Below are 24,962 nucleotides of genomic sequence, written 5' to 3'. Positions count from 1 at the left end.
TTAAAAACTTTTTTTAGCGTGATAACTATGAAAGTAGGTATTATAGGCTGTGGAGCCATTGCCAACATCATAACAACAAGCATGGTTCCAGAGGATAACGGTATCAATATTGCATACTTCTTCGACAAGGATATTGAAAGGGCAGAGAACTTGGCAAGTCTGGCCGGCGGAATCGCAGTGCTCGATTTCGATGACATGTTGGATAAGGTTGACTTAATCCTGGAATGTGCGGCTCCGGTTTCCGTTAGGGAATATGCGCCAAGAGTTCTGGAAAAAGGCTTGGATATGGTAGTCATGAGTATCGGCGCATTCATGGACATGGATTTTTACCGTGAAATGGAGGCATTGGCCAAAAAGCACAATGCGAAAATCCACTTGCCTTCCGGCGCAATCGTCGGTCTGGATGGAATCAAGGCAGTCGCCAAATTTGGCCTTAAGGAAGTCAATCTGGTAACAAGGAAATCTCCAAAATCCCTTGGAAAGGAAATAGATTCCGAAGAGGTATTGTTTGATGGAAAAGCATCTGATGCAGTTAAGGTATTCCCATTGAACATCAATGTGGCTGCAACAATCAGTATCGCATGTCAAAGGGACATTGATGTTAAAATCATTGTTGACCCGAATGTTGACAGGAACGTTCATGAGATAACAGCCAAGGGCGATTTCGGTGAGTTCAAGACAACAACCATGAATTATCCGTGCGCAGCCAATCCGAAAACAAGCATGTTGGCGGCACTTTCAGCAATAAGATTGCTTAAAAGTTTCAATGAAACCATTTGCGTGGGAATGTAATGAAGGATTATGAAGTTTATTCATCACTGAAAGTTCCAAGAAACTCAAGAATCATCGTACGTCTAGACGGCAGAAGCTTTCATAAGCTGGCCATCGACTTGAATTTGAATAAGCCTTATGACGATGATTTTTATAAGGTCTTTGCCAAGGTGTGCAATGACCTCTTCAATGAGTTTTCAGCCAGCTTCGTTTATGCTTTTTCAGATGAGATAAGCTTGCTTTTAGACAACATTCCTTTTGAAGGCAGAGTGGAAAAGATCGATTCAGTGATTGCAAGCTTTGCCGCAAGTTCCTTTGTGCTCAATTACGACACAGATTTCAAAAAGCCACCGGCTTTTGATTCAAGGATAATTCCTGTCGGTGATGAGGATATACTGAAATACTTCAAGTGGAGGCAGGATGAATCCTGGAGAAATTGTGTCAACTCACATGCGGTTTCCCACCTCAAATCAACACATGCAAATAATGAAGTTGACGACATTCTAAACGGCATGAAGCTAAATGAAGTGCATGAATTATTGTTCCAAAATGGAATTAATTTGAACGATGTTGAAACCTATAAAAAAAGAGGGATAGGAATATATAGGAAACAGAAAAAAGTAGTCGGATTCAATAAAAAAGAAAACAAGAATCAGACATCCTACAGAAGCTATGTCTATACCGACTGGGAACTTCCGAAATTCAGCGAGGATTTCTTCAAACAGATAGGTGTGATTGGATGAGTTTCATTTCAAGGCTATTGGGAAACAATGATGAGGAGTTCACTGAGGTCAGGGTTGACCGTGAGGTTCTCGAATCTGTAATCTACTATTCAAAGAAATCATACCCAAACGAGTTTTTGGCATTCTTCGACGGTGAAATTAAGGACAAGATACTCTACATCACAGGATTAATCTTTTTACCTGGAGAGACATGTGAAACAGGGGCAGTCGTTCACACGGAATTGCTTCCTATGAATTCCAAGTATATGGGATCAGTCCACTCCCATCCGGGGCCAAGCGCAAGCCCGTCCGAAGCAGACCTAAAGACCTTTTCAAAAAATGGGTACTTCCACATGATTGTCTGTCTGCCGTATTCACTGGAGACTTTCAAGTCATATGACCGCTATGGAGAACATATGGACTATTCAATAGGGGATTACAGGCAATTCAATGAAGACAACCCCGATGACTTTTTCGATGAGAATGATGTTGTAACAGATGATGATGAGTTCAAACCTGGGTTTTTCGATGAGGATGATGATGAATTCTTCAGGACTCTTGATGATGAGCGTGTTGACCGCTATAGTGAATTTGAACGTAGAAATCAGGCAAGGATTATTTCCAATAATCAAATGTCAAATGATATAAATATAATCTCCAATACTCAAATGCCAAGGCAGCAGGTCATTAGAATTGAGTTAAATCCGGATGGCAGTGTTAGAAAAATATCAAAAAATAAAAAATAAAAAACAATTATGGTGAAAATTGTTTTTTATAATTCTAATCCAATAGCTTCATAAACATTATCTAAAGCTTGGATTTCTTTAATTACGTCTTTTGGAATTTCTTTATCTAAAGTTAGAACCATGATAGCTCTTCCGCCTTTTTCATCTCTTCCAACTTGCATAATTCCAATGTTAACGTTATGTTCGCCTAATTTAGTTCCGATTTTACCGATGCTTCCAGGAACGTCCTCATATTTTGCAATGAACATGTGTCCTTCAGGGATAACGTCCACCCAGTAGCCGTTCACTTTCAAGATTCTTGCTTCGTGCAAGTGAGTACCTTCAGCTGAGAAAGTATCGGTTTCGCTTTTTGCAATAACCTTAATCAAGGATTCGTATCCTTTTGCATTGTCTTTTCTGCCTTCAGTAATGCTTATTCCTCTTTCTTTAGCGACAAGAGCTGCATTTACTGCATTTACAGGAGAGCTTAAGAATGGATTTACCGCACCTTGGATTACGGTTCTGGTTAAGATTTCAAGGTTGTCGATTTCAGCCAATTCTCCGCTGTAAACGATTTCGATTTCTTTGATTTTGCCGTTTACCGCTTGTGAGATGAAACTACCTAATTTTTCACATAATCCCATGTATGGAGCTAACTCCTGGTAAGTGGTCTTGTCGATACGTGGCATGTTCAATACGTTTTTAGGATTGTTTCCTTTAGCCAAATCAATAATTTCATCAGCCACGATAATGGCTGCGTCCCTTTGCGCCTCTTTTGTTGAAGCGGCAATGTGAGGGGTCAATACAATATTGTCTAATTCGAATAATTTTGAGTCGGTTGCAGGTGGTTCTTCTTCATATACGTCTAATGCTGCACCACCGATTTTGTCATTTACCAATGCGTCATACAATGCTTCCTCGTCAATTACTCCACCACGTGAACAGTTTACGATGTATGCTGTATCTTTCATTAAGTCAAACTGCTCATATGAGACTGAATGTTTGGTTTCAGGAGTGAGAGGAACGTGGATTGTAATGAAATCAGAATTCTTAAGGACTGTGTCGAGATCTGTCAAGTCAACGCCCATCTGTTTTGCAACCTCTTCAGGCAAGTATGGGTCATATGCCATTGCATCCATTCCAAAAGCCTTGCATCTGTTGACAACTTGGGAACCGATTCTTCCCATACCAATTACACCGAGAGTTTTGTTTCTGAGTTCAACACCCATGAACTGTTTTTTCTCCCATTTGCCTTCTTTAACGGATTTGTCCGCAATGGATATTTTACGGGCCATGCTTAGGATCAAACCCATGGTATGTTCTGCAACGGTTACGGAGGTTGATTCAGGTGAGTTTACAACCATGATACCCTTTTCGGTAGCTGCGTCAAGGTCAATGTTGTCCACTCCAACACCTGCTCTTGCGATAATCTGCAGATTGTCAGCTTTTTTGATAATGTCTGCTGTTAATTTTGTCCGACTTCTTACAATGATTCCATTGTATTCGTGTATGGTATCAGCCAATTCTTCAGGAGTGATGGAGGTGTTCACAACAACTTCAGCCACTTCCTTTAGATTTTCGATACCTTTTTCGTTAATAGCATCAGCAATAAGTACTTTCATTTTTTCACCATAATTCTTTCAAATATTCAATAATAAATATTACTTAAGTTTATGTATTTTATTATATTTAAAAGATTTTACATAGAGTTAATTTTTCACAATAGTTCAGTTTTCATTGAAAAATATTTTTTCAAATAAGTATTTTAATGATGTTTAAAATAAATTATTTTGGTGATAATATGGTATCAGTAGAAGAATTTCCAATTTCAACAGCAAACGATATTCCAGGATTCAGAACTGTAGAGACCAAAGGTTTCATTTATGGTTTAACCGTCAGAAGCAGAGGTGCCGGTGGACAAATAGGCGCAGGTATCAAATCTCTTTTCGGTGGAGAAATTACTCAGTATGTTAAAATGATGGAAGAGTCTAGAGAAGAAGCATTGCACAGGGCTATTCAGCATGCAAAAGAATTGGGTGCAAACGGCATTGTTGCAATCAGATTCGATTCAAATGAAATTTCCGATGTAATGCAGGAAATCTTGGTATATGGAACTGCAGTTGTAGTTGAAAAAGAGTAGATATTATGTTTTTTGAGGATTTGGAATACAAGGGAAAGGAAATTCCAAGAACAATTTTGGGATATGGTCCGTTCATGGCTGAACTGTACTTCGGACACAGGTCAAGGCTATATCTTGATGATTTGTATAACAATCCTCAAAATGCAGCTAATGTAATTATCGAATCATATGATCAAGGTGTCAGAGCAATAAACCTTGTCAATGATTCCAAATTGCTTGAAGCATATGATTTGGCCGTTGATGCCGGATGTGAAATGAAAGTAATTGCAACAATCGGAAAAAGTGATGTTGATTACCTGAATCCGAATTATGAGGTTGCAAAAGAGGTTGATTGGGATGAGGACATTGATCTGTTTTCAACCTATGACTGTCCAATAATGCTTGTCGATGAGTTCATAACCGACGCATACGATTGGAGGCTGACAACCAGAATGCTGAACCGAATCAATGACACAGGATCACTGTCAGGTTTGGTAACTGCGTTTCCATCCAGGACAACAGACCTTCTTGCGGACAATCTTGACATGGATTTATTCGATTTTTACATGATTCCATTGAACAGTCTGTCTTACATGATGGACATCAATGCTTTCAACGCTTCCCAAAGGCAGGAATTCGTTGACAGGTTGCTTGCATTAAATAAAAAAGTAATTGCCACAAGAGTCCTTGCGGCTGGTGTCTTAAAGCCTAATGAGGCATTCTCATTTTTAAAAAGCGTCGACTATGTCGATGCGATATCAATAGGTGTGGCTAAGGTGGAAGAAGCTCGTGAAGACTTTGAATTGCTGAAGGAATTCTAAAGGTTCACAACTTCATATTCATCAAAAGGAACGTGTCCGTCCGCTTCAAGGGACATGTTCAAATCAGCCAATCCGTTAATCAAGTCTGTTATATTTTTGTTTGAAGGCTTTTTGCCGGTAATCTGCAGGTACTGTCTTGGTGAGATTTCACAGAACTCACATTCGAAATTGCAGCATCTGTCCTTTTCTTCACAGCCGTATCCTTCCTGTTCGCTGTCGGTTCCAATTACAATGTCATTAAGAAGCCTGGACACTCTCTCGTCTGATGCGAACATAGCTATTTTTTGAGTTTTACCGCAAATTCCAATGGCCCTTTGGCCCTTAAAGTTACAAACCCATTTGATTGGATGATTTTCCATTTCAGTAATATTTAAGTTTTCCATGTTACCACACTAGTTTTCCTTTCTCTCTTTAATCATTTTCAATAGCTCTTTTGAATTCTCAAATTCCTTAAGCTCCCAGGATTTGATGACTGGCACGGCACCGATTGATTCCTTTATCTTGTCATTGTTGATTATGAATACAGGTTCGGATGTTGTAACCATTGATAAATCCTTAAGAGGTATTGCCATCCTTTTCAGGGTTTTTTCGCTCCTATTCTTTTCGACATTGGCCATCAATGGTGAATGCTTGTCTGAACTTTTCATCTTGGCCACTGCATCAAAAGGACTTTTGTTTGTGGATATTACTCCATATCCGAGTTTTGATAGGTCATTAACGTCATCAGTGTATTTGATATCCTCTGTCTTTGGCTGCTTCAATAGGTCGATATCCAGTGTCACCTTTGTATTCAGGATTTCCTCAAGTATCATTGCGGTTTCTGTATTGGCCCTGACGATTCCGTTTTCGTATTTGTACATTGTAGCGCGTGAAACATGCGCAAGGTTTGCCAAATCCTTAAGTGACATTGAATACTCCTCACGGTACTGCTTTATTACATTTCCGTCGATTTTAACGAAGTATCCTCCACGGTCAGCCAGAATTTCAGGATATTCATTGTATAATATCATGTTTTTCAAAGTCTCAAAGCCGATTGCTGGAATCTCATACCTTTCATATATGACTCCTTCTTCCAAAAAACCGTTTCTTGACTTTTCACCGATTATTATGGGTGAGGCCAGAAATATGTTGGCCAATTGCTTCATCTCATGAGCGTTCTGCTCATTGATGCTGTCAATGTTTTGGAAGGTTTTTAAAAGTAGAATTAGCAGATTTTTTCTTGCCACAATATCAAATGAACCCTGGTCGTAAATGTCTGAGGTCTTATAGCCCTGGGAGTTCAATAAATTTTCAATATTGTGCAGTAGTTGGCTTCGGGTTAACATTTTTAATACCTCTATATTTAAACTATTTATTGCTTTAAGGTTAATATATTTTAGTAAGGTGATTATGATTAACTGTTTACATATTGGAATTGACGATACCGATTCTCCCGACGGGATGTGCACAACATATCTGGCAAGCCAAATCATCAACAGATTTGAGGATAACGGCATTGAACTTGTAGGTTATCCCAGACTGATTAGGCTGAACCCATTTGCCCGCCACAAGACCCGTGGAAATGGAGGGGTTGCCTTAAGGATAGAAAATGATGATAAGGCAGGTCTGGCAAAGGAGATTGTCTTGGAGGAAGTCGAAAAGCTGTCAATGTTTGACTGCGACAATACTAATCCGGGAGTGATTTTTTACGATGGTGAAATCACAAAAGAGATGCAGGATTACGCTTTCAGGGCAATTTATGAATTCATAACAATCAGCGAAGCGGAGAAGTTCGGCAAATCTGTCGGTTGTGAGATCCACAAGTTCAAGAAGGGAAGGGGAATCATCGGTTCCATTGCGGCCATCAGCCTGCCGCTGTCAGATTGCACCTATGAGCTTCTTGCCTACAGGGCTCCAGAAAACTTCGGAACACCAAGGAGGATTGACCATGAATCAGTTTATGAGATGGACAAGAAGACTTTTCCAGACACCTTTGAAAACATTGACTATTCGGAGGACTACATCGCAATCGAGCCGAAAACACCATGCCCTGTTCTGTATGGAATCAGATCAAACACTCCTGATGTGTTGATTGAGGCCAAAGCCATGGTCGAGGTTGGCGAGGTGATTGATGACTGGTGCATATTTAAGACAAACCAGCACACTGACATGCACATACAAAAGGCTCAGGATATACAGTCCATGAGGCAATTTGGATGCTATGAGGTTGTAGGCACGGTTAAAAACAAGCCAACCATCATAGATGGGGGGCACATGTTCTTTTACATTGCCGATGATACCGGAGAGATTGAATGCGGAGCGTATGAGCCAACCAAGAACTTCAGGAAAATCGTTTCCCACTTGCGTCCGGGTGATGTGATTAGGGTTTACGGAGGAATTGGTGAGCAGAACACATTCAACGTCGAGAAGTTTCAGGTCATTGAATTGAATGATGTCGAGTATCAAAATCCCATTTGCGAATGTGGAAAAAAGATGACATCTGCTGGTAAAAATAAGGGTTTCAAGTGCAAGAAATGCGGAAGAAAGATTAAATCTTCAAAAAAAGTTCCTATTAAAATTCAACGTTTTTTAAAAAATGCCCAGTTTTACGAAACTCCGGTTTCTGCAAGGAGACACTTGTCAAAACCATTATGCCGTATGGATTTAAGTTAATTTAACTATAATTTTTTCTTTATTATCCTTAAAACGAGTTTATTGTAAAAATAATCATTTCACTTTTTGTGAACTAATTATCAATTTTTTTCTATTTTTATTCATATTTTTAGAACTTTTGAGAACTAAATCATACTAATTTAAATACTAGTTTTTAGAACCATAATATTAATTAGCAGTTTTCTTATGCTGGGAGGGAGTGGGTATCATGTCGGATAAGAATCAAGACACGACAGAAATTCAACATATTTATCGTAACAAGACGGATAAACGTATTTTAAAGAAAAATCCTTGGCGGGACTATCGCCTGCATTTTACTATACTGATTTTGGTAATCATTGCCATGTTTATAGGCCCGATTGAAATTGAGATTGCAAAAGGGGTGACTGTTTCAATAATGCCTTTATTATACACCATGATTTTGGGATTGGTCTTCTATCTTGCAGAGCCTATAAGCTGGATTGAAAGGAAACAATCCCGTGTTGCAGAGGGTGCAATGATGCTTTTCATTGGGATCCTGATTGCAAAACTTGCAGTTTCAAGTGGTCAGTCAATGCATCTTCTCTTTGAAATGGGGCCTGCGCTGATGCTTCAGGAACTTGGACACCTTGCAACAATCCTCATTGCACTTCCGGTTGCATTGCTTTTGGGCTTTAAAAGGGAAGCCATCGGTATGACCAATTCAATCGGCCGTGAACCTGAGGTTGCAGTTGTTGTCGATAAGTATGGATTTAATTCACCTGAATCCAGAGGAATATTTGCACTCTTCATTGTTGGAACAATGATTGGAACAGTCTTCATCAGCTTTTTGACAAGCATATGCGTTTCTATCCTACCGCTGCATCCATATGCCTTTGCAATGGCAAGCGGTGTGGGAAGTGCAAGTATGAATGCGGCGGCAATCGGGCCGACCCTTGCGGCATTTCCAGGAATCGAAACTCAAATCGAGGCATTTGCAGGATTCAGTAATCTGCTGTCCTTTTCAGTTGGAATCTATATAGTAATATTCCTTGCCCTTCCATTGACTGAAAAGCTATATTCCATCTTGGAGCCGATTATTGGAAGAAAGTCCATCGTGGAAGAGGAGGTGGATAACAATGCCTGATTTAATCGATGGATCTGAAAACGTTTCCGTACACGGTATTTTCAACTGGATATTCCTTCTGGCGATATTTTCAATAATCACGGTGGTTGGAAACTATATCGGGTATAAGCATCCTATTCAGGATTCACTGGTTGGAATGGCCATTTTGTCACTGATAACTCTTGTAGGAGTTTGGATGGAAAGGAAACTGCCGTTAAACATTTCTTCTATCATATATATCAGTGTGATAGGTATTGTCCTCGCATTTCCAGGCGTGCCGACTTCCGAATTCGTTTCATATTATGTTTCTAAAGTTGAGCTGCTGTCCATTGTCACAGTATTTCTCGCTTATGTGGGTATTGGTATGGGTAAAAGTTGGAATGAGTTTAAAACTCTTGGAGCGCGTGCAATTATCATTACAATTCTTGTTATCGCATCCACATATCTCGGTTCGGCAATTGTTGCTCATATTGTCCTGGTTATGACTGGAGTTCCAGCATAATTTTATTCTCATTTTGTGAAAATTATTATTTATCTAATTTCTCATTAAGTGAATTTTATTAGATAAAATGATATTAATTTAAATAATATGTTCAAGGAAAATATTAATATTGTATCTCAAAATTTGGGATATTATTAATATTTACTTCGGAGTGGTTTTTATTCCTGATGGGAAAAACGATGGACATGTTGAGCATCTTTATAGGGAAAAAACGGACAAGCGTATTTTGAAGCGTAATCCTTGGAGAGACTACAGATTACATATTACCGTTCTTATTTTAGTTGTTATTGCAGAACTGATTGGAACAATAAAAATTCCAATAACAAAGGATGTTGCAATAACCATAATGCCATTGATTTATACCATCATTTTAGGACTTGCATTCTATCTGATAAAGCCGATCAAGTGGATTGGAAGGAAACAGGCTCGTATTGCTGAAGGGGCAATGATGCTTTTCATTGGAGTTTTAATTGCCAAATTGGCTGTTTCAAGTGGCCAGTCCATTAGTTTGATTTTTGATATGGGTCCGGCTTTGATATTGCAGGAATTAGGACACTTGGCCACTATCTTAGTACTTCCAATCGCATTGCTTTTAGGATTTAAAAAGGAAGCCATCGGTATGACAAACTCAATCGGAAGGGAACCGAACGTTGCGGTTGTTGTGGATAAGTACGGATTCAACTCTCCCGAATCAAGAGGGGTATTCGCAATATTCATCATAGGAACCGTTATCGGTACAATATTCATCAGTTTCCTTGTAACAATGTCATTGTCATTCTTGCCGCTACACCCATATGCATTTGCAATGGCAAGTGGAGTGGGAAGTGCAAGTATGAATGCGGCGGCAATCGGACCGACCCTTGCGGCATTTCCAGGAATGGAAACTCAAATTGAGGCATTTGCAGGATTCAGTAACCTGTTGTCATTCTGTGTTGGAATCTACATCGTGATATTTGTAGCGCTTCCATTGACCGAAAAGATATACAATTGGCTTGAACCAAAGATTGGAAAGGATTCAATAATGCCTAAAAAGGAGGATGAATAAATGCCTGACCTGATTGACGGATCTGAAAACGTTACAGTCCACGGTATTTTCAACTGGATATTGCTGTTAATCATTTTTTCAATTATCACTGTAATAGGCAATTACTTAGGCTATCATCATCCGATGGAAGGCTCTATTGTTGGAATGGCGATATTGTCAATCATCACCCTTGCGGGGGTCTGGCTGGAGAGATATCTGCCGTTTAACATATCATCAATTCTATACATAAGCGTAATCGGTATCGTCCTTGCATTTCCTGGCATGCCTACTTCCAAATTTGTATTGCATTACGTATCCCAAATCGAGCTTTTATCAATTGTAACAGTATTCCTGGCATACGTAGGTATTGGTATGGGTAAAAGTTGGGATGAATTCAAGGCTTTAGGTTGGAGAGCCATTATCATTACTATTCTAGTCATTGCAGCAACATATTATGGTGCTGCTATCGTAGCGCACATAGTGCTTGTTTTAACCGGTGTTCCTGCTGCATAAATGCTTTCATCATAAAACATTGTATTGGCCCATAACTAAACTATTTTAATACTACTTTTTACATATACTAATAGTAGGTGTTTTATGTTTTTAAAAAATATTTCTAAATTTATTTCAAACTATCGCTATGAACAGGCAACCGTAGAGTCAATCACCACCGTAAAGGCGGCTTTCCTGGACTTTTGGGGTGTGACCTACAGGGGAGTGAACGAAGAGCCTCCTCAAATAGCATTAAATACGGTTGATGAAATATTTTCTAGAAATTTCAATCAAAACCTAAATGCCTCCGTTATTGGAACTAATTTTAAGACAGACATTTTAAGTGCGGCATTCGTCAACGGAGTTTCAGCCCACGTGCTGGAATTGGACGATGGCCATAGGGGAGCCCAAATCCATTTGGGTGCAGTTATATTCCCGACCGCCCTGGCAATAGCCGAAGCATACAACCTAAGCGGCAGGGAATTCCTTGAAGCCGTCATGGTAGGTTATGAAGTCGGAATTCTGCTCGGAAAGATAGTCAATCCGGAACATAGGAACAAGGGATTCCACACAACAGGAACAATAGGAACATTCATAGCCGGAACCGTTGCATCAAAATTGCTCAAATTGGATGATGATCAAATTCTCAATGCACTTGGCCTATGCGGAACTCAGGCAGCAGGTCTTCTTGAATCTGACCATGGAGGCTCCATGGGAAAAGCATTACATGCGGGAAAGGCAGTATATAATGGAATATTGTCCGCATATCTTGCAAGAAATGGATTTACAGGCAGTGAATCAATTTTTGAAGGTGAAGAAGGATTCTTGAAATGCATGGTGCTTGACAATACTGACTATAAGGTCGAGGACTTTTCACTGGAGAACGTTCTCAAGGATGTCGGAAAGGTAAGGGTAAGGGACATCTACTTCAAGAAATATCCGTTCTGCAGGCATATCCACTCATCAATAGATACCGCATTGAAGCTCAAGGCAAGCATCGGCGAGGAATACAATCACATTGAGAATGTGGCGGTCAAGACATACTCCGTTGCGGCAGAACATGACAACTACAATCCAAAGAACCTGGAGGAATTGAAGCAAAGTCTGCCTTATGCCGTTGCGATTTCACTGGTTGTCGGTGAAGTCAGTGTCGATGGGATCAATCAATTAATCGAATTCGGTCTTTTGGAGAACTATTCAACAGTGGATAAGGTAAACAGCATCAAGAATCTTGTCAATAACATGATTATTCTTTCTGATGACAAGCTGAATGAACTGTATCCGGACAAAAGGCCTTCAAATGTAATAATCAAATTGGACAAGAGCTTTAGAAATGGGGTCTTTCAGAACATCACACTGCTTCCTAAGGGAGATTTTGAAAATCCATTTGAATTGAGGGACCTGATTGACAAGTTCAAGGGACTGAACCCTCAATATGATGTTAATAACCTTACAGTAATTGATTCTCTTGAAGAGTATTCAATGAATTACGTTGTTCGCAAATTAAACGGGTAGATATTATGGAAAAAACAAACGAATTCCTCAAGAAATTAGGTATTGAAGATGTCTCAAAGGAATACGTCTCATCCAAACGATTCAGCGACGGTGGACAATACCGTTTTGAAGTTCCCGGAATCCAATCCCCAAAAACAATGAGGGCACTATTGGATGCGGCAAGGGAAAATGACATTTTCATTCATCGGGTAACACAGACAAAGGGAATAATGATGTTGACCGATGAGGAGATAAGTGAAATGGTTGATCTGGCCAAGGATTATTCATGTGAACTTTTTTTAGCCGTGGGTCCGAGGGCAACCTATGACACTTCAGCAACTGTCCACACAAAGGAAGGAAGCAGAATCGGATACCGCTTAAGAGGCTATGACAATCTTGCTTATGCAATAGAGGACGTTAAAAGGGCATGCAGATTGGGCGTTCGAGGAATACTGCTTTATGATGAGGGATTATTGTGGGTTTTAAACAAGATGAGAATCGAAGGGGAAATCCCTGAAAAAGTTCACTTCAAACTGTCCGCTCATGCCGGACATTCAAACCCCGCATCCGCAAAACTTCTTGAGGAAAACGGTTTGAATTCATTGAATCCCGTTCGTGACCTGCAGGTGCCAATGATCGCATCCATCAGAAATGCAACCGACATGTCCCTGGATCTGCACACCGAAAATCCGAAATCAACAGGAGGATTCATAAGGCATTATGAGGTTCCGCAATTCATTAAGGTTGCCAGTCCGGTTTACTTAAAGACTGGAGGGTCTGTTGCGGCCAATCATAATTGGGATACAACAGAATCAGAGGCAGTGGCACGTATTAAGCAAGTAAAACTGGTTAAAAGGATGATTGATGAATACTGCCCAGAAGCTATTGCTTCACCTGAAAGATCCAGTGATTTGGCTGTTCCAGAGTGATTTTATGGATATTTTAGACGATGTTTCAAACGCCATCATAAATGCATCAACAACTCTCACCGATGACAAGCGCAACGCTTTAAGGAGAGCTATTTCTAATGAGGACAATGAAAATGCAAAATGGGCATTGGAGATGATTTTAGAGAATTATCAGGTTGGCGAGAAAAACAGATTTCCGTTATGCGACGATACAGGAATACCTCATGTCATAATTGAATTGGGGTCTGAAAGGCAGATAACAGGAGAGTTAATCAACCAGATTCATGAAGGCATTTACCTGGGATTGAACAATCTTCCTGCAAGGCCTATGGCCGTTAAAGGTGCTGAAGTTGAAAGGATAGAGCAAAGCAAGGGACTATACGAAAAACCGGGCATGCTTCGACCGGCATCAATCCTGATAGACAATGCCAATGATGAATCAACATACAGGAGGGACATCTCACCGGACACATTAAACATACACTTCTTGCTTGAAGGGGGAGGTCCTGAAATACGCTCCAAGACATACAGGGTGTATCATAAGCGCTCCTTTGATAATGTCATAGGCACTGCCTGCGAATGGCTGAGAGAATCCCTGAAAATGTTGGGATGCACACCATCAATACCATCAATCGGAATTGGAAGAACACATTACGAGGCAACTTCACTCCTGTTGAAGTCAATAGCCTATGGAAATCTGGACAAGCAATCCGAAGTTGAAAAGGAAATAACCTGCAAGTTAAATGAATCAGGCATAGGACCAATGGGCTTTGGAGGCAGAACCACTGTTTTGGGATGTTATTTAAACATTGGAAATCAACGCGCAAGCGGGGTCAGGATAGTCTCAATCAGGCCATCATGCTTTGTTGAGCCACGCGTTGCAAGTTTGAAATTATGAAGTTTTATATACTATTTAAATATTATTTTTAATTAACAAGATTAAAGGTTTAAAAATGCAAGAGAATAATTTTAATGTCAATCCCCATTCCTTAAAGACTGCGGTCTCACGTGTCGAAAAGGACAAGATTGTCACTCGAGGATACAATCAAAGGGATTTAATCGAAAAGATCAGATACAGTGACATGATTTTTCTACTTTTGAGGGGCAGATTGCCAACTCTTAAGGAAGCGAGGATATTCAATCATGTTCTGGTGTCATTCTGTGACCATGGTGTAACTCCGCCAAGCACACAGACAGCACGCCTAATTGCCTCTTCAGGATCTCCATTGAATTCCGCTGTTGCTGGTGCGTTATTGTCCTTTGGACACAAGCACGCCGGAGCGATTGAAAAGACAATGGAGTTATATCAATCCAAAATCAGCACAGCACGTTTGATTGATGATCCGGACATCGACAATAAGCAGATTGCAAGCCTGGCAATTGAGGTCTATAAGGATTATGTCCTTAAGGGCAAAAAGGTGCCTGGATTCGGACATAGGTACCATAGCACAGACCCAAGGGCTGACAAGTTAATTGAAATGGCGATTAAGGAGGGTTTCATAGGACCTCATCTTAAACTGGCATTGGCCATTCAGGATTTGGTGTTTGAAAAGAAAAACATTAAGCTAAATGTCGACGGCGCAAATGCAGCGATATTGTCAGATTTGGGCTTTGACCCAGAATTGGGATTGGGAGTGTTTATAATCGGAAGAGTTCCAGGAATAATTGCCCATATTCATGAGGAAAAAATGGATGAAGAGGAATTCAGACGATTCTGCGACCTTGATGATATAGAATACGTTGGAGGAAGATGATATGGAATTTATAGATGTTATAACTGAAAGATACAGCGTAAGAGGTTACTTGGATAAGGAAGTTGAAAAGGAAAAGCTTGAATACGTCCTGAAGGCTGCAACAATTGCACCAACAGGCGTCAACGCACAGCCATTCAAGGTGTATGTCATAGACACCAAAAAGCATAAGGATGAACTGTCTGAAATTTACGGTGCAAAATGGTTTGTTGAAGCTCCTTACGTATTGTGCGTCGTTGCAGTCAAGAATAAGGCATGGACAAGACCATGGGATATGAAGAACATTGCAGACATTGACGCAACCATCGTAATGGATCATATGATTCTTGCCGCTGCAGATGTGGGGCTTGGAACATGCTACATCGGTGCATTCAAGAAATATAAGGCTCACGAATTCCTTAATTTGGATGAAAATGAGGAAGCTGTACTCTTCACTCCTTTGGGTTACGGAAATGCCGAACCTAGGGACACTCCAAGAAAGGAACTTGACGAATTTGTGGTATATGTAGATTAAAATGTCATTGTTTATACTTAAGGCGGATGATTCCAAGGATATGGAGAGGATATCTGAGGAATTGTCTCAGTACAAGTTCAACATTATCGAAGAGCAGGATAACTTCATATTGATGAAGAGAAAGAAATACGGCAATCCTCTAATCCATGCGGTCTTTTTAATCATTGGGCTGTTTTTCCTGTCAATAGCGATATTTGTGAATGTGATTTATTTCGCATATTCCTTCCTATGGGCTTCCCCGAATGTTTTGATTACAACAGAAACAGTTGACGATGAGGGAAATCCTTTGGAATACAATACGATTGAAGAGATATTGGAAAAGGCCACATCTATTCTATAATCTCATCCACACTATATTCTTCAATTTTTCTAATCAGCAGGGGGTTTTCACAGTTGAGGTATTCTGACTCCTCGCCTATTTTTGCATTTATGAGGACTTCATCGACTTGAGGTTCTGAAAATAAGGTCAATATATCTGAGATGAACTCGTTATAGTCGTTTTGAACCTTCTCATCACTAAAACCTAAACGTGGAAGTTCATTTGTCCAAATGTCCTCTCCGGGTGAGAACTTTTTGTCAATGACTTTACCATCCGCCATTTCACCGTCCAAGGTGAGTGAAAAATGCTTATTTAATATTATCCAAACTGCCCTTTCCATGTATACTAGTTAATATGAAATGATATAAATATTATGAAGTCAAGAGTTAAAAGCAAGTGTTATTATGGCAAACGTAAAAATGTTTAAATTATTAGGGGTAATGTTGGCATTGGTTTTGATTGTCTGGGCTATATCTCCATTTTTGAGACACCAGCCAATTACAAATGATGTCATGGCCACAGCAATCATACTGATTTTGATTGCGGTTGCTTACTTAATCATAATGTTCAACCCAGGTTGGACCAAGGCAGTCTTCTTTTTCGAAGGTATTGTCATAGGTGTAAGCGGGTACATGTTATTGGCTTATCCGTACAGCATAGAGTTTGTAATTGTGGGTCTGATTATTGTAATAATTGCAATTCTTGCTTATATGCAGAAGTTACCACCTAATATATTGAAATGGTTCTATAGATAAGCTATTTATCTTTTATTCTTTTTTTTCTCAAATTTTTTCATGTAAATATTATTTTTTGAATACTTTTTTTTAACTTATTTTAAATTTTACGAATTTTTAACAATATTAAATAGTAAAAGATATATATATTGCTCAACAAAAATAAGTATACCATGGTGATTAATTATGGCAGAGATATCAGACGCAATCACAATGATTAAAAAAGCTGAATCCGATGCTGAACAACTTATTATTGATTCAGAGGCACAATCAAAAGACTTGATTGCTGAATCAAAAATTAAAGCTGAGGAAGTTATTTCCTCCATTAAGTTGCAAGCTGAAGACGACGCTAAAGATACTGTTTTTGATGCAGAAGATAAAGCTAAAAAAGAAGCGCAAACTATTGCTGAGCAGTCCAAAGCGGACGTTAAAGCCCTAAAGGACAAAGCTATGGCAAATGTTGACGAAGCCGCTTCAGTAATTGTCAAAAATATTTTGTAGTGTGAGATTATATGTTCAAGACAGCTAGAATGCGAAAAATTAGAATTGTTACACTGGAGAAGTATGTAGCTCCTACAGTGGATGCTCTCCACGAATCAGGGCTCATTCAAATCAGTGATATTTCTGATAGCATTCAGCAAGATCCTGAATTAGCGGAATTAGTAACTCCTGCTAAAGCCACTCCATATACTGGTAAACTATCTTCTCTTCTTATGAAAACAAACGGTATATCTGAACTATTAGGAAATTCTTTATCAGAAGGCCATGGGTTAAAAGACTTAGCAATGTCTTTTATTAGTCCGGATTTACCTGTTCAAAAAGAAGTAGAAAAAATGGATACTGAAGCCTTTATTGCAAAGGCCGAAGACACCCTATCCCAGGTGGAAGCTAAAACAAGTGTTATAGAAGGAAAACTATCCGCACTCGACGCTGAAACAAGTGAACTACAGTCTAATAAAAGTTTGGCTAATCGCTTGTCTAATTTTGACATGGATTTAGCTGATTTAAAAGATTCTAAGTACACTTCTACTACTGTTGGTAGGATTAATGCTGAATCTGCTTCAGAAATCAAAAACGAATTAAGTAAACTGACAGACGAATTAGATATTTTTACTGTTCCTGCGGATGATAAGGAAGGCGAAATTATCGTCGTAGTAACATTGAAAGAATTTAGTGATGATGTTTATTCAACACTTCGTAAATTCGACTTTGAGAAAATTGAAGTGGGCGATGTTGAAGGAACCCCTCAACAAATCATTTCAAATGCTGATTCAAGACTCTTAACCATTGAATCCGAAAGAGCATCTGTAAAATCCGAATTGAGATCAGTTGCTGAACAATGGGATGACGATATATTAGCACTCAAAGAACAATTGGAAAATGAAAAAGAAAAGAACGAAATTCTCTCCTCATTTGTTCAAACCAAGGACGCATACGTTCTTGAAGCTTGGGTACCTGTTAAGGATACCGAAAAGGTCGAACAATTGGTTGAAAAAAGTTCTGACGGACATTGTGCCTTTGAAACAATAGAGGTTGAAGGTACAGATGATGAAAATGTTCCGGTTTTACAACAAAATGGATGGTATGCAAAACCTTTCGAATACCTTGTAGACATGTACTCTCCGGTACGTTATAACGCTATCGATCCAACAATATTTGTTGCAATCACATTCCCATTATTCTTCGGTTTCTGTTTAACCGATGCAGTTTATGGTTTAGTTGTAGCTCTTATTGGTGTAGTGTTATTAAAAGGTATGGGTAAAGTTAAAGAGTCAATGCATTCATTCGGTTGGATCTTAATCTGGTCCGGTCTGTGGGCCGTCGTACTGGGTCTGATAACCAATGGTTTCATTGGGGACTTCCCAGAAAGAATAGCTGGTTTCCGTTTACCAACTGTATTTGCTCCTGTAGAAGCATTTGTACACCCTGATACTATTTTGATAATAGCTATCGCTATTGGTCTTGTTTACACTAATATTGGATTCATTATTGGTGCTATTAACAACTTAAGATACGGAAATGTTAAAGAGGCTATCGGTTCTCAAATTTGTTGGTTTGTTTTCGAAGCCGGTATTATCTTCCTTGCTTTAGGAGTTATGATGCCTGCAATCGGTATGATTGGTATGGTATTAGGTGGAATATTAATAGTTGCAACTATCGGAATGTTAGTATGGGCTAACGGTGCATACGGTGTAATGGATATTTTCGGTTACATGGGAGATGTATTGTCCTACGCTCGTCTTTTAGCATTATGTTTAGCTACTGGTGGTATTGCTATGACAGTAAACATCTTAGCTCAAATGTTAAACAATATGGTTCCTGTGGTAGGTATTGTTGCTGCAATCATCGTATTTATCGGTGGACACATTGCAAACTTTGCTTTCCAAGTATTAGGTGCATTTATTAACGCTTTACGTCTTAACTATGTAGAGTTCTTCTCACAATTCTTCATGGAAGGTAAAGGTAAATTCGATGCTTTCAAAGCAAAAAGAACATTTACAAAAATTAAATAAATTAAAAATTTTTCATTTATATCTTAAATTAAATTTAAAAAAATCAATATTATTTCAAAGGTGAATTAAATATGGTAGAAATTGCTTTAGGTACTGCTTTAGCAGCTATTGGTGCTGGAGTAGCAATTGGTTTTGCCGGATTAGGTTCCGGTTTAGGTCAAGGTATGGCAGCTGCTGGATCTGTAGGCGCAGTTGCAGAAGACAATGACATGTTTGCAAGAGGTATTATTTTCTCTGCATTGCCAGAAACTCAGGCTATTTACGGTTTCTTGGTTGCAATCTTATTATTAGTGTTCTCCGGATTATTAGGTGGAGGACAAGGATTACCTACTGAAGCAGGTATTGTTGCTATCGGTGTAGGTGCATCCATTGGATTTGCAGGTTTAGGTTCCGGTATGGGACAAGGTATGGCAGCAGCATCATCCGTTGGTGCTATTGTAGAAGACAATGATATGTTTGCTCGTGGTATTATTTTCTCCGCTTTACCAGAGACTCAAGCTATTTACGGTTTCTTGATTGCTATTTTACTTATGGTATTCGGTGGAATCTTAGGTTAAGGAGGCATTTTATATGAGCTCAGGCACAAGTAAAATTGTTGAAAGCATAATGTCTGAAGCCCAAGAGAAAGCTGATGTAATCATTCAAGATGCAAATGCTGAAGTTTCAGCTATTCAAGCAAAAGCTGAAAAAACTGCCGAAGTCGAAAAAACAAAAATTTTAGAAAACGGTAAAAAACAATCTGATATGAGATATCAGCAAATTATCTCTGAAGCTAAGATGAATGCTCGTAGAGCAGAATTAGGCGCTAAAGAAGAAGTAATTGAAGCTGCTTTCAATCAAGCTATTGGAGAATTAAAAGTCAAAGCTTCTTCTGGCGACGATGAATACAAAGATTCATTAAGTAAAATGATTAAAGAAGCTGCTGATGAAATAGGCGGTAATGATTTAATTATTCAATTAAATGAAGCTGATACAAACAGTCTTAAACAAGATTTATCTGCAAGTGGTTCAGACTCCTTCCAATTAAACGGAATCAATTTCACAGTAGGTGAACCTATTGATGCTATGGGTGGAGCTGTTTTAAAAACCATTAATGGAGATATTGAAGTAAATAACACAATTGAAGCTAGATTAGAAAGATTTAAAAGTATCTTACGTAGTGAAGTTGCTGAAATATTATTTAAATAATTAGGAGGATAAATTATGGCAGATGGAATTGCTACCTTAATAAGTTCTGTTGGACTTACACAAGAAACATTTCTTGTATTCTGTATATTAGCAGTGCTTATTGTAGGTGCAGTAGTTGTAATCATTACATCCAGACCAATTTTGGACATTTATCCTTATCTTAACCCAAGTGCAAGAGTAAGAGCTAGAAAAGGAAGACTCTTTGATGAAAAACAAATTTCCGAAATTGTTGAAACCAACAATGTCGAAGAAGTTGAAAACTATCTCAGAGGCACTCCTGATTATGCTGACGTTTTAGACGAATACCCACTTGACAAAGCACTCGATGTAGAACGTGCTAACACTTACGATTTCGTAGCAAGATTAGCTCCTAAAGACATTAAAGATCCTTTTGTTGTAATGTCTAAAAAAGCGGACATCGACAACATCAAAAGTCTCTTAACTGCTAAGGAAGTTGGTCTCACTCCTGATGAAACAAGAGAATTGTTAATTCCTTGTGGTTCACTATACGATGATTTAGAATCATTAGCCGATTCCGAAAGCGTAACCGATATCGTAACAAGTTTAGATGGTACTGAATACGCAGCGGCATTAGAAGATGCTCTTCCACAATATGAAGATTCTAAAATGGTTCTTCCATTGGAATCCGCTTTAGATAAATACTATTTAGGCAAATTATTACGTTCTTCTGACGTTCCTTCAGATGAAAACAAACAAATCTTATACTCATATGTTGGAACTCAAGTTGATGTAGCTAACCTTAAACTAATTATAAGGGCTAAAGAAGATGGCCTTGATTATGATGCAATCTCTCCTTATATATTAGAGGAAGGGTACCAATTACGTGATTGGAAACTTAAAGATTTAATGGAATCTCCAGACGTTACAAACGTTGTCTCTGGATTGGAAGGAACAAAATATGCTGAAGCATTGACTGATGTAATGCCTGTATACAACGAAACAGGTTCAGTCGCAGTGTTCGAAAAAGCATTGGACAAATACACTTCCGACTATTCAAAATCTTTAGCTTCTAAAAAACCATTAGGAATTGGTCCAATTATTGGTTATTTAAGTCAAAAAGAAAATGAAATCAAGAATTTAAAAATTATTGCAAGAGCAAAAAGAGAAGCAGACTTCCCTAATTCTAAAATCATGGAGATGTTAATATGAGTTCAGTAGCAATTATAGGTGATATTGACACTGTTTCAGGATTTAGATTAGGTGGTGTCAAACAAGCAGAAGTAGTAAATACTCCTGAAGAAGCTATCGCAGCTTTTGATAAATTTTTAGATGACGAAATTTCAATTATTATCATTACTCAATTAATGGCTAATGAAATAAGAAATCATATTAATAGAAAAATTGGTTCTGATGTTTTACCAATGATAATTGAAATACCTGATAAAGATGGGTCCTCAGAAGGTTCATCTGATCAAATAAATGACCTTATTAAAAGAGTTATTGGGGTAGAGATGGTTAAATGATTATTGAAGGAAATATTATTAAGATTGCTGGGCCTGTTATTATTGCAGATGGTATGAGAGGGGCTCAGATGCTTGAGATGGTTAGGGTAGGTGACGAAAAGCTTATCGGGGAAATCATTGAGCTTGAAGGTGACACCGCAACTATCCAAGTATATGAAGAAACAGCCGGTATTCAACCGGGTGAAGTAGTAGAATGTACTGGTGGTCCATTGTCAGTAGAACTCGGTCCTGGTATTATGAGTTCAATTTACGATGGTATTCAAAGACCTTTAAGAATCATCAGAGAAGCATCTGGTGATTTCATTGCAAGGGGTATTGATGTAGATTCCATTGACAAAGAGAAAAAATGGGCATTCAAACCAGTGGCTAAAGTTGGAGACAAAGTAAAAGGCGGAGACGTTCTTGGTGAAGTACAAGAAACCACTGCGGTTTTACACAAAATCCTAGTTCCTCCAACATTAGAAGGTGAAGTAACTGAAATCGCAGCTGAAGGCGAATACACCGTACTTGAGGACATCGCTGAAATTGCTGGTGAAAAAGTTCAAATGCTCCAAAAATGGCCTGTAAAAAGAAGCCGTCCATACATAGAAAAATTAGATCCAGATATACCATTAGTAACTGGACAAAGAGCACAAGACACTTTCTTCTCCGTAGCTAAAGGAGGAGCAGCAGCCATTCCAGGTCCATTCGGATCAGGTAAAACTGTTACTCAACAACAATTAGCTAAATGGGCAGACGCAGACATCGTTGTATATATCGGATGTGGAGAACGTGGTAACGAAATGACAGAAGTACTTACCGAATTCCCATTCCTCGACGACCCTAAAACCGGAAACCCATTGATGGACAGAACTGTTCTTATTGCTAACACTTCCAACATGCCGGTAGCGGCTAGGGAAGCATGTGTATATACTGGAATTACAATTGCTGAATACTACCGTGACCAAGGTTACGACGTAGCGCTCATGGCAGACTCAACCTCAAGATGGGCAGAAGCTATGAGGGAAATTTCTGGAAGATTAGAAGAAATGCCTGGGGAAGAAGGTTACCCTGCATACTTAGCATCCAGATTAGCACAATTCTATGAAAGGGCTGGAAGGGTTAAAACTATCGGAACTGATCCAAAAATCGCTTCCATTTCCGTAGTTGGTGCAGTATCACCTCCTGGTGGGGACTTATCCGAACCTGTTACTCAAAACACATTACGTATCTGTAAAGTGTTCTGGGCGCTAGACGCATCCCTTGCAGATAAACGTCACTTCCCTTCAATTGACTGGTTACAAAGTTACTCATTATATGTTGACAGTATTGAAGGATGGTGGGCTGAAAACGTAGCAGCAGATTGGAGAGCAACTCGTGATAAAGCTATGAGCTTATTACAAAAAGAATCTGAGTTACAAGAAATTGTACAATTAGTCGGTCCTGATGCATTACCAGAAACTGACCAAGCTACATTAGAAGCCACCCGTATGTTAAGAGAAGATTTCTTACAACAAAATGCATTTGATGACGTAGATACATATTGTGCTCCTGATAAACAGTACAAAATGTTAAAAACTATTCTCCAGTTCTACGATGAATCTCTTGCAGCAGTTAACAGAGGAGCTCCTATTGCAAATATTGTAGCTTTACCTGTTAAAGAAGAAATTGGTAAAATGAAATACATACACCAAGATGAATTTGACGCAAGAATTGAAGAAATTCAATCCGCAATTACTAAACAATGCAGTGAGGCTTAAAAATGAATACAAATATTAAAACTAGAGAATATACTACTGTATCTGAAGTCTCAGGTCCTTTGATGGTTGTTGAAGGAGTAGAAGGCGTTGGTTACAATGAAATTGTAGATATTGAAACACCTACTGGTGAAAAAAGAAGTGGACAAGTTCTTGAAGTAACTAAAGATGTTGCTGTTATCCAAGTATTCGAAGGAACAAATGACTTAAACACTAAAGATACCAAAACCAGATTCACTGGTCAAACCGCTAAAATCGGTGTGTCCAAAGACATGATGGGACGTATCTTTAACGGAATCGGTAAACCTATTGACGGCGGACCAGAAATTATTCCAGATGAAGAATTGGATATTAACGGGGCTCCTATGAACCCTGCTTCTCGTGAATTCCCTGAAGAATTTATTCAAACTGGTATCTCAACCATAGACGGAATGAACACATTAGTAAGAGGACAAAAACTTCCTATTTTCTCAGGATCTGGTTTACCTCACAACGATTTGGCTGTACAAATTGCAAGACAAGCTAAAGTATTAGGTGCTGAAGACGAGTTCGCAGTAATTTTTGCAGCTATGGGTATTACAAACGAAGAAGCAAACTTCTTTATGAGAGACTTCGAACGTACTGGAGCTTTAGAAAAATTAACAGTATTCATGAACTTAGCAGACGACCCTGCTATTGAAAGAATCTTAACTCCAAAAATGGCTTTAACCACTGCTGAATATTACGCATTCACCTTAGGTATGCAAGTATTGGTTATCTTAACAGATATGACCAACTACTGTGAAGCTTTAAGGGAAATTTCCGCAGCTAGGGAAGAAGTACCTGGAAGAAGAGGTTACCCTGGTTACATGTACACTGACCTCGCAGGTATCTATGAAAGAGCAGGACGTATTGACGGTAAAGAAGGTTCCATTACTCAAATGCCTATCTTAGTTATGCCTCAAGACGATATTACTCACCCAATTCCTGACTTAACCGGTTATATTACCGAAGGACAAATCGTATTAAGTAGGGAAATCTCAAGGAAAGGTATTTACCCTCCTGTAGACGTACTTCCTTCACTTTCTCGTTTGATGAGTGGTGGTATTGGAGAAGGCAAAACTCGTGATGACCACAGTGGTGTATCTGACCAACTTTATTCCGCATATGCTGAAGGTCGTGAATTAAGAGACCTCGTTGCGGTTGTAGGGGAAGAAGCACTTACCGAAAGGGATCAAAAGTTCTTAGAATTTGCTCAAGCATTTGAAGATCAATTCATTACTCAAAGTAAGGATGAAGACAGAACCATCTTTGAAACTTTAGATCTCGGTTGGAGTTTACTTAAAATCTTACCTAAAGCAGAGCTCAAAAGGGTTAAAGAAGAATTTATTGAACAATACCTTCCAAAAGATGTATAATCTCGTTACAGT

At 38.9% G+C, this 24,962-nt stretch carries 29 protein-coding genes; 25 read left to right on the top strand and 4 right to left on the bottom strand.

Annotated features, from left to right (window positions below; all coding sequences use genetic code 11):
• The first annotated feature begins 27 nt into the window (after positions 1-27).
• From MBBTH_RS05030 to MBBTH_RS05020, 3 genes are read left to right on the top strand one after another with little or no spacing between them, the layout of a single operon-like run.
• On the top strand, positions 28-792 hold the full coding sequence (locus tag MBBTH_RS05030; RefSeq protein WP_116591962.1) for an aspartate dehydrogenase: 765 nt from the start codon (positions 28-30) through the stop codon (positions 790-792).
• Positions 792-1,514 carry a tRNA(His) guanylyltransferase Thg1 family protein gene (locus MBBTH_RS05025; RefSeq protein WP_116591961.1) on the top strand — a complete coding sequence of 241 codons (723 nt, stop codon included), beginning with the start codon at positions 792-794 and terminating at the stop codon, positions 1,512-1,514. The genes MBBTH_RS05030 and MBBTH_RS05025 overlap by 1 nt, the downstream gene beginning before the upstream one ends.
• The gene (locus tag MBBTH_RS05020; RefSeq protein WP_116591960.1) at positions 1,511-2,239 is read left to right on the top strand and encodes a Mov34/MPN/PAD-1 family protein; all 729 of its coding nucleotides are present in this window, start codon (positions 1,511-1,513) and stop codon (positions 2,237-2,239) included. The genes MBBTH_RS05025 and MBBTH_RS05020 overlap by 4 nt, the downstream gene beginning before the upstream one ends.
• Before the next feature lie 26 nt (positions 2,240-2,265).
• On the opposite strand, the gene serA is transcribed toward MBBTH_RS05020, so the two are convergent.
• Positions 2,266-3,840, bottom strand: coding sequence for a phosphoglycerate dehydrogenase (gene serA / locus MBBTH_RS05015; protein WP_116591959.1), 1,575 nt, complete (start codon positions 3,838-3,840; stop codon positions 2,266-2,268).
• Between the two features lie 179 nt (positions 3,841-4,019).
• Here serA and MBBTH_RS05010 point away from each other — a divergent pair, with 179 nt between their 5' ends.
• A complete protein-coding gene (locus MBBTH_RS05010; RefSeq protein ID WP_116591958.1) occupies positions 4,020-4,358 on the top strand; it encodes a heavy metal-binding domain-containing protein in 339 nt (112 codons plus the stop codon).
• A gap of 5 nt (positions 4,359-4,363) precedes the next feature.
• Positions 4,364-5,158: an aldo-keto reductase family protein gene (locus MBBTH_RS05005; protein ID WP_243409683.1), complete on the top strand. Its 795-nt coding sequence runs from the start codon at positions 4,364-4,366 to the stop codon at positions 5,156-5,158.
• On the opposite strand, the gene MBBTH_RS05000 is transcribed toward MBBTH_RS05005, so the two are convergent.
• Both MBBTH_RS05000 and MBBTH_RS04995 read right to left on the bottom strand, forming a co-directional pair.
• The gene (locus MBBTH_RS05000) at positions 5,155-5,541 is read right to left on the bottom strand and encodes a hypothetical protein (RefSeq protein ID WP_116591957.1); all 387 of its coding nucleotides are present in this window, start codon (positions 5,539-5,541) and stop codon (positions 5,155-5,157) included. The two genes, MBBTH_RS05005 and MBBTH_RS05000, sit on opposite strands and share 4 nt — an antisense overlap.
• 9 nt (positions 5,542-5,550) lie before the next feature.
• The gene (locus MBBTH_RS04995; RefSeq protein WP_116591956.1) at positions 5,551-6,483 is read right to left on the bottom strand and encodes a transcriptional regulator; all 933 of its coding nucleotides are present in this window, start codon (positions 6,481-6,483) and stop codon (positions 5,551-5,553) included.
• Positions 6,484-6,541: 58 nt separating this feature from the next.
• Here MBBTH_RS04995 and MBBTH_RS04990 point away from each other — a divergent pair, with 58 nt between their 5' ends.
• The 11 genes from MBBTH_RS04990 to MBBTH_RS04940 all read left to right on the top strand — a co-directional run bounded on the left by MBBTH_RS04990 (position 6,542) and on the right by MBBTH_RS04940 (position 15,919).
• Entirely contained in the window at positions 6,542-7,810 is a 1,269-nt protein-coding gene (locus tag MBBTH_RS04990) for a tRNA(Ile)(2)-agmatinylcytidine synthase (RefSeq protein ID WP_116591955.1), read from the top strand.
• 208 nt (positions 7,811-8,018) lie between these two features.
• A complete protein-coding gene (locus tag MBBTH_RS04985; RefSeq protein ID WP_116591954.1) occupies positions 8,019-8,915 on the top strand; it encodes a DUF3100 domain-containing protein in 897 nt (298 codons plus the stop codon).
• Positions 8,908-9,396, top strand: a complete 489-nt coding sequence (locus tag MBBTH_RS04980) for a hypothetical protein (RefSeq protein WP_116591953.1) — start codon at positions 8,908-8,910, stop codon at positions 9,394-9,396. Before MBBTH_RS04985 ends, MBBTH_RS04980 begins: the two co-directional genes overlap by 8 nt.
• 151 nt (positions 9,397-9,547) lie before the next feature.
• Entirely contained in the window at positions 9,548-10,441 is an 894-nt protein-coding gene (locus MBBTH_RS04975) for a DUF3100 domain-containing protein (RefSeq protein ID WP_116592038.1), read from the top strand.
• Positions 10,442-10,933, top strand: coding sequence for a hypothetical protein (locus MBBTH_RS04970; RefSeq protein WP_116591952.1), 492 nt, complete (start codon positions 10,442-10,444; stop codon positions 10,931-10,933).
• A gap of 84 nt (positions 10,934-11,017) precedes the next feature.
• Complete coding sequence (locus MBBTH_RS04965) at positions 11,018-12,427, top strand: MmgE/PrpD family protein (RefSeq protein WP_116591951.1); 1,410 nt, start codon at positions 11,018-11,020, stop codon at positions 12,425-12,427.
• Between the two features lie 5 nt (positions 12,428-12,432).
• Complete coding sequence (locus MBBTH_RS04960; protein ID WP_116591950.1) at positions 12,433-13,335, top strand: peptidase; 903 nt, start codon at positions 12,433-12,435, stop codon at positions 13,333-13,335.
• A 4-nt stretch (positions 13,336-13,339) separates the two neighbouring features.
• Positions 13,340-14,212: a fumarate hydratase gene (locus MBBTH_RS04955; protein ID WP_116591949.1), complete on the top strand. Its 873-nt coding sequence runs from the start codon at positions 13,340-13,342 to the stop codon at positions 14,210-14,212.
• 55 nt (positions 14,213-14,267) lie between these two features.
• Entirely contained in the window at positions 14,268-15,068 is an 801-nt protein-coding gene (locus MBBTH_RS04950; RefSeq protein WP_116591948.1) for a citryl-CoA lyase, read from the top strand.
• Position 15,069: 1 nt separating this feature from the next.
• Positions 15,070-15,579 carry a nitroreductase family protein gene (locus MBBTH_RS04945; protein ID WP_116591947.1) on the top strand — a complete coding sequence of 170 codons (510 nt, stop codon included), beginning with the start codon at positions 15,070-15,072 and terminating at the stop codon, positions 15,577-15,579.
• Position 15,580: 1 nt separating this feature from the next.
• Positions 15,581-15,919, top strand: coding sequence for a hypothetical protein (locus MBBTH_RS04940; protein WP_116591946.1), 339 nt, complete (start codon positions 15,581-15,583; stop codon positions 15,917-15,919).
• Here the strand turns inward: MBBTH_RS04940 and MBBTH_RS04935 are convergent.
• Positions 15,909-16,238: a hypothetical protein gene (locus tag MBBTH_RS04935; protein ID WP_116591945.1), complete on the bottom strand. Its 330-nt coding sequence runs from the start codon at positions 16,236-16,238 to the stop codon at positions 15,909-15,911. The two genes, MBBTH_RS04940 and MBBTH_RS04935, sit on opposite strands and share 11 nt — an antisense overlap.
• Before the next feature lie 100 nt (positions 16,239-16,338).
• Here MBBTH_RS04935 and MBBTH_RS04930 point away from each other — a divergent pair, with 100 nt between their 5' ends.
• The 9 genes from MBBTH_RS04930 (at position 16,339) to MBBTH_RS04890 (ending at position 24,950) form a co-directional block, all read left to right on the top strand.
• On the top strand, positions 16,339-16,653 hold the full coding sequence (locus tag MBBTH_RS04930; RefSeq protein WP_243409681.1) for a hypothetical protein: 315 nt from the start codon (positions 16,339-16,341) through the stop codon (positions 16,651-16,653).
• Between the two features lie 165 nt (positions 16,654-16,818).
• A complete protein-coding gene (locus MBBTH_RS04925; protein WP_116591943.1) occupies positions 16,819-17,133 on the top strand; it encodes a V-type ATP synthase subunit H in 315 nt (104 codons plus the stop codon).
• Positions 17,134-17,144: 11 nt separating this feature from the next.
• Positions 17,145-19,145 (top strand): V-type ATP synthase subunit I, encoded by a 2,001-nt coding sequence (locus MBBTH_RS04920; RefSeq protein WP_116591942.1) that lies wholly within the window; start codon positions 17,145-17,147, stop codon positions 19,143-19,145.
• A 71-nt stretch (positions 19,146-19,216) separates the two neighbouring features.
• A complete protein-coding gene (locus MBBTH_RS04915) occupies positions 19,217-19,702 on the top strand; it encodes a V-type ATP synthase subunit K (RefSeq protein WP_069573492.1) in 486 nt (161 codons plus the stop codon).
• A 13-nt stretch (positions 19,703-19,715) separates the two neighbouring features.
• On the top strand, positions 19,716-20,333 hold the full coding sequence (locus tag MBBTH_RS04910) for a V-type ATP synthase subunit E (protein ID WP_116591941.1): 618 nt from the start codon (positions 19,716-19,718) through the stop codon (positions 20,331-20,333).
• Between the two features lie 15 nt (positions 20,334-20,348).
• Positions 20,349-21,503 carry a V-type ATP synthase subunit C gene (locus MBBTH_RS04905; protein ID WP_116591940.1) on the top strand — a complete coding sequence of 385 codons (1,155 nt, stop codon included), beginning with the start codon at positions 20,349-20,351 and terminating at the stop codon, positions 21,501-21,503.
• Positions 21,500-21,817: a V-type ATP synthase subunit F gene (locus MBBTH_RS04900; RefSeq protein WP_116591939.1), complete on the top strand. Its 318-nt coding sequence runs from the start codon at positions 21,500-21,502 to the stop codon at positions 21,815-21,817. Before MBBTH_RS04905 ends, MBBTH_RS04900 begins: the two co-directional genes overlap by 4 nt.
• Complete coding sequence (locus tag MBBTH_RS04895) at positions 21,814-23,556, top strand: ATP synthase subunit A (protein WP_116591938.1); 1,743 nt, start codon at positions 21,814-21,816, stop codon at positions 23,554-23,556. The genes MBBTH_RS04900 and MBBTH_RS04895 overlap by 4 nt, the downstream gene beginning before the upstream one ends.
• A 2-nt stretch (positions 23,557-23,558) precedes the next feature.
• On the top strand, positions 23,559-24,950 hold the full coding sequence (locus MBBTH_RS04890) for a V-type ATP synthase subunit B (RefSeq protein ID WP_116591937.1): 1,392 nt from the start codon (positions 23,559-23,561) through the stop codon (positions 24,948-24,950).
• Positions 24,951-24,962: the final 12 nt, after the last annotated feature.

This window comes from Methanobrevibacter thaueri, assembly GCF_003111625.1.
Lineage (GTDB): Archaea > Methanobacteriota > Methanobacteria > Methanobacteriales > Methanobacteriaceae > Methanocatella > Methanocatella thaueri.
This window is presented reverse-complemented; position numbering and strand designations above follow the sequence as displayed.